Annotated in this window: 7 protein-coding genes and 1 pseudogene; 3 read left to right on the plus strand and 5 right to left on the minus strand. The window is 53.9% G+C overall.

All coding sequences use genetic code 11. The features are described from left to right. Positions 1-73: 73 nt before the first annotated feature. Positions 74-822 (minus strand): annotated as a pseudogene (locus ACEWPL_RS19045) (IS30 family transposase); the annotation flags it as partial. Between the two features lie 702 nt (positions 823-1,524). Here ACEWPL_RS19045 and ACEWPL_RS19050 point away from each other — a divergent pair. Then, positions 1,525-1,836, plus strand: a complete 312-nt coding sequence (locus ACEWPL_RS19050; RefSeq protein WP_393933399.1) for a hypothetical protein — start codon at positions 1,525-1,527, stop codon at positions 1,834-1,836. Between the two features lie 264 nt (positions 1,837-2,100). On the opposite strand, the gene ACEWPL_RS19055 is transcribed toward ACEWPL_RS19050, so the two are convergent. From ACEWPL_RS19055 to ACEWPL_RS19070, 4 genes are all read right to left on the minus strand, one after another. Then, positions 2,101-4,329: an AAA family ATPase gene (locus tag ACEWPL_RS19055; RefSeq protein ID WP_393933397.1), complete on the minus strand. Its 2,229-nt coding sequence runs from the start codon at positions 4,327-4,329 to the stop codon at positions 2,101-2,103. Beyond that, complete coding sequence (locus ACEWPL_RS19060) at positions 4,319-4,897, minus strand: hypothetical protein (protein WP_393933395.1); 579 nt, start codon at positions 4,895-4,897, stop codon at positions 4,319-4,321. Before ACEWPL_RS19060 ends, ACEWPL_RS19055 begins: the two co-directional genes overlap by 11 nt. Positions 4,898-4,983: 86 nt before the next feature. Beyond that, the gene (locus ACEWPL_RS19065; RefSeq protein ID WP_393933393.1) at positions 4,984-5,475 is read right to left on the minus strand and encodes a hypothetical protein; all 492 of its coding nucleotides are present in this window, start codon (positions 5,473-5,475) and stop codon (positions 4,984-4,986) included. 877 nt (positions 5,476-6,352) lie between these two features. After that, entirely contained in the window at positions 6,353-6,478 is a 126-nt protein-coding gene (locus tag ACEWPL_RS19070; protein ID WP_420744392.1) for a hypothetical protein, read from the minus strand. Between ACEWPL_RS19070 and ACEWPL_RS19075 the strand changes: the two genes are divergently transcribed. Then, positions 6,471-6,803, plus strand: a complete 333-nt coding sequence (locus ACEWPL_RS19075) for a T6SS phospholipase effector Tle1-like catalytic domain-containing protein (protein ID WP_393933392.1) — start codon at positions 6,471-6,473, stop codon at positions 6,801-6,803. The genes ACEWPL_RS19070 and ACEWPL_RS19075 overlap by 8 nt on opposite strands. 63 nt (positions 6,804-6,866) lie before the next feature. After that, positions 6,867-7,624 (plus strand): IS5 family transposase gene (locus tag ACEWPL_RS19080; RefSeq protein ID WP_393933390.1). Its coding sequence is split into 2 segments (ribosomal slippage): positions 6,867-7,188 and positions 7,188-7,624, totalling 759 coding nucleotides; the frame shifts between segments, so codons are not numbered across the junction. Positions 7,625-7,691 lie beyond the last annotated feature (67 nt).

Consider the following 7,691-nt stretch of genomic DNA (forward strand, 5'->3'; position numbering starts at 1 on the left):
CCGCCGGTTGGGTGGGTTCAAGTTCACCCGGAGATTACGCCACCTTCAAATTTCCACCACCTTCGCGACACGACCTGCGCCAGTTGCGGAACTCAATCCCGCGGTCAAATGTAATCGAATGCTGGGCAGGTGGGGGCAGGGGTTCCATCACGCTCATCAGCCGGTTCATCAGGTGCGTCGTGCTGCGATGTTGTTACGGAACAGAACGGCAAAGCGCGTTTTGCGTTCGACCGGCGAGGCGACGTTCATCTTGCCCTGAGCGCGCTCAAAGATCATCAGATCACCTTCCCATTCACCGAATGCCTCGCGCGTTTTGACGTAGTCGGGACGTTCATGGATCGACCGCTCCGATGGAAAGACAACGCCGCGCGGTGTGCGTCTGCGTCTTGGCTGGCGCTTTTTGCGGCGCTGCGGCAGATACCGCGCCAATGCTTCGGACTGGCCATCTGGGCTATAAACGTAAGCGTAGATTGCCTCGTGGCTGACACGCACTGATTGACCATCATACTGCAAGCGACCCGCGATCTGCTCAGGCGACCATCCGGTCTCCAGTTGCTTGATCACGTGCGCTCGAAGATCGGTGAGCCGCACCAGTTTGCGCCGCCGCGCACGACGCTGGACGGCAGACCTCTGCGCGGTCATCCCATAATAGCCGTTCAACTGTGGCAGCTCGTCATCGACAAACCTGTTGCGCCTGATCTCGCGAAACACGGTCGAGCGGTGCCTGCCAATCTCTACGGCAATCTTGTCGACGGGGGTTCCTGCATTCAGCATATCCTCGATCTTACGCCGTTCGCGCAAATCCAGCTCTGTGTGGGCCATCTTCCGTTCTCCTTGCTTTCCAGCAAGATAGGGGATTTGTCGCAACCCAGTTTAGAATGTGCCGCGGCTACACGAGTGTTGCGTATAAGGTTTATTATGTCATTATTAGTGGCGACAAGGGACGTCGGGACTGAATGACCAATCGCTCTGCAAGCTTGTGCTGGTCCCATTTATCTAGGTTGGCACGGCGGCCTTCGAAGCGCGCCGTGTCGTCTCCCAGATCCGTGTGACTGCGGCACGCCAAAGCATTTGCATGTCCGCCCTACAAAATATGCAAAGCCCCTTTTCAAGAAATATTAGACGGCACTCGAGAAGATCACTTGTTCCACCGTATTTCGGCATGATTGAATTACGATAATGCGGGCAGACACTATCCAGTGAAGTCGAACGTTAATGTCATCATTAGGAAGACGAACGGACCAGATCAGGCTGTACTACATTCAAGATATCTTCAATACCCCAATACGGCGCGCAAAATAACAGCGTAATATTGAATGCAGGGGCTATTTCATTATCTAAAAAGCTAAATCTCTATAATTTTAATTTCATTTATACCCATGCACTATAGGTTATACACACGATAAACAGGAGGCCTCAAAAAATTAATACTAATACAACTGACAGTCAATACAACAATTTCGATACCGGCATACCGGGGGCCGTGCATCCCCGAACTCATAGATTATTAGAAAAGGAAAAAGTATGAGAAAAATTATTGATCGCAAAATTTACGATATGAAAACAGCAATCAGTGTCGCCACAGATGCCGATCACGATATGAATGGCTGGCGCTGGTATGAGGAAACATTATACCGCACAAACAAAGGAGCTTGGTTTCTCGCTGGCGAGGGTGGGCCTTTGTCACGCTATGCTGTCCACTTCGGTCGGGGTGAAAGTGCCGCCGGTGAAGATATCATCCCACTCTCAGATGAGGAGGCTTTTGAGTGGCTTGCGCAAATTGAAGATTTCTCGGCCATCGAAACTCATTTTAGTGATTATATCGATGATGCGTGAAGGTGTGTCGGATCATGGGAAGCCATAACCAGTAAACGCTTAGTGTAGTTCGGAAGAATATTTAGCGAACTGAGTATTGTCATTGTATAGCCTTCGAAAGAAGGGATTTGATATATTTTCATTTGTTCTGTAGGTGTTTCGATCTTACACTTTTTCCGTAGCCACGGAGCGCGTCAATGTGATCGGAATCTTGCCCAAGCGCGACAAGTTCAATCTAAAACGAGGAAATAGCGCGGCGGCCGCTAGGAGCCGCCGCCCGCTGTCCTACGCCTGATGGCTCTGCGCGAAGCCTCTCAGATCACGCGATGCGATAATATCCTCGATATCTTGCCCATTCAGTTCCCTGACGCGGATTAGCTCGTCTGCCAAGGCCATGATATGGGCTTTGTGGGTCGCAACAAAAGAAAGGGCTTTCTTCTCGGCATCAAGCAAATGGCGCTCGACGCGGTGCCTGATTTCCTCGGGAACGCGCCAGATTTCTTCTGCCGTCGCAGCATCCCAGAGGAGGCCACTCTCACCAAAGCCCCACTGGCGCTCGACTGCGAGAGCGAGGCTGGTGGCTTGTGCCAGATCACTTCTTGCACCCGTACCGGCGCCAGAGCTCGGATGGCCAAACATGCAAATTTCCGCGGCTCTTCCTCCTATTAAAACCTGTAACCTTTCTTGCGCTGTTTTGGGGGTCATCATCTTGAAGGATATATGCTCCACCTGCCCTCCCTCAGAGGTCAGGCAGACCCGCTTTGGGAGAGGCCAGCCGAGCCGCATCATCACGAGCACATGGCCTGCTTCGTGAATGGCAGCCCGGCGCTCTGTCTCGTCATCCAATCGTGGCGCAATTTGGTTGGCGGCGTTCTGCAAATGCGTTTGCTGAACTGATGCCTTGTCTGCTCGCGCGCGCCCCAATGCATCGCGCACGACGGCTTCCGCGACCGCACCGGACTGCCCCAAGAGCTGACCTGCGATAGGTGCGAGATTCAATCCTTTGGCATTGTCTGCGCCGAGCTTCGCAGACAGGATTGCCTCCAACCCGCACTTGTCCGGGTAAGGCACATCAAGCTTGAGATCGAAACGGCCACTGCGGATCACGGCGGGATCGATCGTTGCGAGGTGATTGGTTGCGCCAAGCAAAATCAAGCCATCGACGTCTTTCGCTCTGTTGATCTGTTCAAGCAGCCCATTCACGATGCCGCGCATGTAGCCAGTGCTCGAGGATTGCTCATTTCGTTGCGAAAAGCTGTCCGATTCGTCGATGAACAGCACAGCCGGAGCGGCCGCTGCAGCCTCTGCGAAAGCCTTGTCCAGAGCAGCCAGCATGTCGCCTTGATGACCGTGCTTTTGGCAGTCGGAGTAGGACGTGGCGATGATCGGGATGCCGGCAGAGCCAGCAAAGGCCCTGGCGAGCGTGGTCTTGCCGGTTCCTGGCTGACCATGAAACACGGCGCTAGAGGCGACCTCGGACCAAGGCAGCGTGTTTTCTTGCCAGAGCCTCAGATCGTTCAGCATCCGATCCAGGGACGCGCGAACCCCAGCGATGCCGTGCAGGGCATCCAGTGTCAAAACCGGTGATGAGCGCTTTAGTTTAACGGCAATTTTAGAGAGCTGGTCTGCGACCGCGAGTGTCGTCGGAGCGGCGAAAGCTGCATCGATCTGCGCAGGCCCGAAAGTCTTTAGCATTTCGGCATCCGGCAACCGGGCGCGGATCTCAGCCTCTGCAATGCGCCCTGTCGCGCTATGCGTCATGCGGAGGGTTTCGAGAATGATCTCGGGTGTGATGCCAGGCCAAGTGGCTTTTCGCCCGACGAGCGCATTCATGGTATCTGATAGATGAAACTGCCCAGTCGCGACAACTAGGACAGCCGCACCTTCGGCAAGGCTGCGCTCGATCCGTGAGTCCATAAAGTCGCGGGATCGGTGACGGCCTTTGAGCCGTCTGTCGCCGTCTTCTTCCTTAACATGATAATGGAGATCCACCGTGCCTCCGGACGGCAGTTGGTCCTGCAAGTGCCTGATCACCTTCGGAAGGATCTCTTCTAATGCCTCGATGAAGGAGCCGGCAGGACATGCAAAGTGTGTCACACGGCCGGGACGGAAAAGATCCTGCAAGTGATCTTCGCTGTCCACGAGCTTTGCCAACCCAAAGGCGGTTGCGATCAAGGAGGGGGAAGGATCTCCTTTACGCAAAGTCCTTCCACCCGTGTCTGATGATTGTGCCAAAGGGTCGCTTCCAGCGCTGGTTGCTGCGCAAATTTCGGCTTCGGTCATCGTGTCCGCAAGGGCTGATTCCGGTGCTTCCCAAGGTCGTTTTGGCGTAGTCTGAACCATCTCATCGGGCATGTTGGCGATGAATTCGTCTTCGTCCATGTCGTCGTGCGCGTGGCGGATGCTGACCATGCGGTCTACCTCTGGATTGAACAGGCTTTGGGCCATTGCGCATGCCAGTTTCGACGCGAAGCTTTCCTGAAGTGCGGCATTTTGAGAAGTTCTACTGATCATGTCTGTCCCCTTCACGCAGGGTGGGTGCGGGGACTGGCAGGAAAGCGCCTGCTGTCGATAACCCAAGATCTACCATGGCTTGATCCAGACTGGCGCAAGGGTCCATGCGCAAAGTATCGATTTCGGACAGCGCGATCCGGTGAGATTGCTGGCGTCCTGCGGTGAACTTCACTGCGTTTTCGGCAAGGGCCACCAGTGCAACAAGGTCGAAGTCATCCGATGCGTAGGATTTGATGCCAGTAGGGGAGCGGTGGTATCCCTTCGTCAGGCTAAAATGGAAATAGCCACTTCTCGGGCGGCAGCACGTTTTGATCTGCAGCCGAAGGTCACCGTGTGGGTGATAGACAATGCGATCTGCGGGCAGCACTTCAGGCAGCTGGGATGTATAGATCCCAAACCGCAACAAAATGCTGTCGACAAGATGTTCGCCGGACAGGCCAAACCATTTTGCATGGCGTGTGAGCATGTCTCGCGAAAGCTTCGGGAACTGCCGTAGATCATCTGAAGAGTGGGATGCAGCTTGAGACGCGAACAGCGTTTCGAAGCCGCTCAAAAGCGGTTGTTTCATGTGTAATTCCTTGTGACGTATGTTTGAGACCCGCCGGCGCGACTGCGCCGATCAGGTAAATTGGGTACTTCTGAAAATGTTGAAAATCAGGAGGCCAGCGAAATACCGGAATCCCGGCGCTCATAGGGTCCATTGGCGTGAGCATTCTCGACCATTTGATCGATGCTGAGCTGCGCCTCATGTGCCAGATCACAAACTGCCATGGCAATATGGGTCGGAGCTTGTGCGACGCTATGAATCGCCCTTGCCTGAACCCACTCCAGCGCGGCGATGCTAGGTGCAGAAACAGCGCGCGAGATCAGGCCGGCCATGCGGTGCAGCAGCAAGTCGTTCCCAGAAAGCGGCTGTACAGCGCTCACTGCGTCAGCTTGGGCGGCAACCAGTTTCCAAGCGGTCTCTGCGTCCGAAACGGATTGGCCGAACGCGATATCCCAGCCCGCGTTTTCAGCCCACTCCTCCTCTTCGAGCGCCATGAATACACGGGTCATAAGCTCGCAAAAATTATCAAAGATATAGGACTGCGCTGAGCCTGCGGCTTTTGAAGTCGATGTCGTAGTGATAGTATCGTTTGTAGTCATGATGATCTCCTAAGCTGATCGTTGTGATTAGAGCGAGACAGGAGCGGCAACTCTTGTCTTGCTCGCAGTATTGTGACATTATGACATCATAAAGTCAATACCTGATTCTGGAATTCTTTAAATGACTAAGTTTGGACGCCCTAAAACTGATACGTCGGCAGTAACCTTACGTCTTCATGCAGATATGCTGCAGGCCGTTGATGATGTCCGACGAGGCGAAGCTGATCTTCCAACGAGGCCTGAAATGATCCGCAGGATTATCGCCGACTGGCTTGAGCAGAACTCGAAAGATGGAGGATAAGGTCACCCAAAAGATCTAACAGCAATGAGATTGCTAAAAATCGTAATGGGAAGACGCGATAGATTAATGTAAGCGATTTCATATTTTTGGTGAGGGGCATCGCCAAATCGGTGCTCCTCATGCAGATGAGTTAGTAGACCATTCTGCGCGAAAAAATTGCAAATTTATTCAGGCACCCTCTGTTCCCAAAAATGAACCTTCTATAAACTGGAAATTGTTAATGCCTAGGTTTGGCTTTCTGTCCCCATTACTACATAGAAAGGTATACGGTTTGTTGAGAAGAGTAACAAAAATGTTGAGTCGGTTTTTCAATAGATTCCGTTACATACCTCAACAAATAGCGTTACACTATTCAACAATTCTGTTACCTTCCACCGCTGAAAGATTTACCTACTAAGTAATATTTCTATCCTCTTCCATGCAGGTGCCTGATGGAAGAAGCGCGAGCCGTTCGCTTATCCAGCCCACACGGAGTTCGGCAGGATGGTTTCCCCACACTTAGCACATCCGCGTATTCATCAGCCGATTGGTCAGAAGCGGCGGTATCCATTTGAACAATCTCTGCTGAGGCAGCTTTCATTCCACACTTTCGAGGAAGGCGGCATGCTCGCCACCATCAGCGTCATCGGAATTGATTGACTGCGCAGTGTTGGAATGGGATACCAGAACAAAACTTGAACAAAGGCGATCGAGCGTGCCCAAGAACATCCTCATTTTCTCGGACGGAACCGGTCAGATCGGGGGTGTGCGACCCGACCAGCGTCTGTCAAACGTGTACAAGATGTATCGGGCCATGCGGCCGGGACCGTCGTCCCCGATCAACCCGGCAGAACAGATCTGCTTCTATGATCCGGGTCTCGGCGCCGGTGAAGTCGGAGGTCTGACATTGAAACGCATTCGGAACGTGCTTTCGGCAGCTGTTGGGACCGGGATCGATGAGAATGTCATTGACTGCTATGAAAAGATAATCGCCAACTATGAGCCCGGCGACCGCATCATTCTGATCGGGTTTTCGAGAGGCGCCTAGGCTCTGGACCCATTGATTTCAGACTCTCTGCGTGATTCACGGCTCCGAAAACGGAGCGGTGTCATGTCTGATCTTTTCTGGTTGAGCGATGCGCAGATGGCTCGTTTGGAGCCCTATTTCCCCAAGCCTCACGGCAAGCCACGCGTTGATGACCGCAGGGTTCTGAGCGGGATCATATTCATAAATCGCAATGGCTTACGCTGGCGCGATGCGCCTGCGGAATACGGTCCGCACAAGACGCTCTACAACCGATGGAAGCGATGGAGCGATAAGGGGGTCTTTGCTCGGATAATGGCCGGCTTGGCCGCCGAACACCGCGAAAAGAAGACGATTATGATCGACGCGACTTACCTCAAGGCACACCGGACCGCGACCAGCATGGGCGTGAAAAAGGGGGGCGCGGACGCCTGATCGGGCGCACCAAGGGCGGCATGAAAACCAAGCTGCACGCGGTCTGCGACAGCCAAGGCCGACCTCTCAGCTTGTTCATCACTGCCGGTCAGGTGAGCGATTACATCGGAGCGCGGGCCATGCTCAGCAGTCTGCCCAGGGTCGACTGGCTGCTTGGGGACCGCGGCTATGACGCCGATTGGTTCAGAGAAGGGTTGGAAGACAAAGGGATACGCGCCTGCATCCCCGGCCGGAAGCAACGCAAGGCGGCCGTGAAATACGACAAGCGGCGATACAAACGTCGCAACCGGATCGAGATTATGTTCGGAAGACTGAAGGACTGGCGACGAATAGCAACACGCTACGACCGATGTCCAAAGGTCTTCCTCTCAGCAATCGCACTCGCCGCAACCCTCATCTACTGGCTATGAGATGCCGTAACGGGTCTTGCGTTGCGCATCACCATTACCGCTTGCCAGATCACCGCTGCGCTGTCGC

Source organism: Roseovarius roseus (assembly GCF_043355935.2).
Taxonomy (GTDB): Bacteria; Pseudomonadota; Alphaproteobacteria; order Rhodobacterales; family Rhodobacteraceae; genus Roseovarius; species Roseovarius roseus.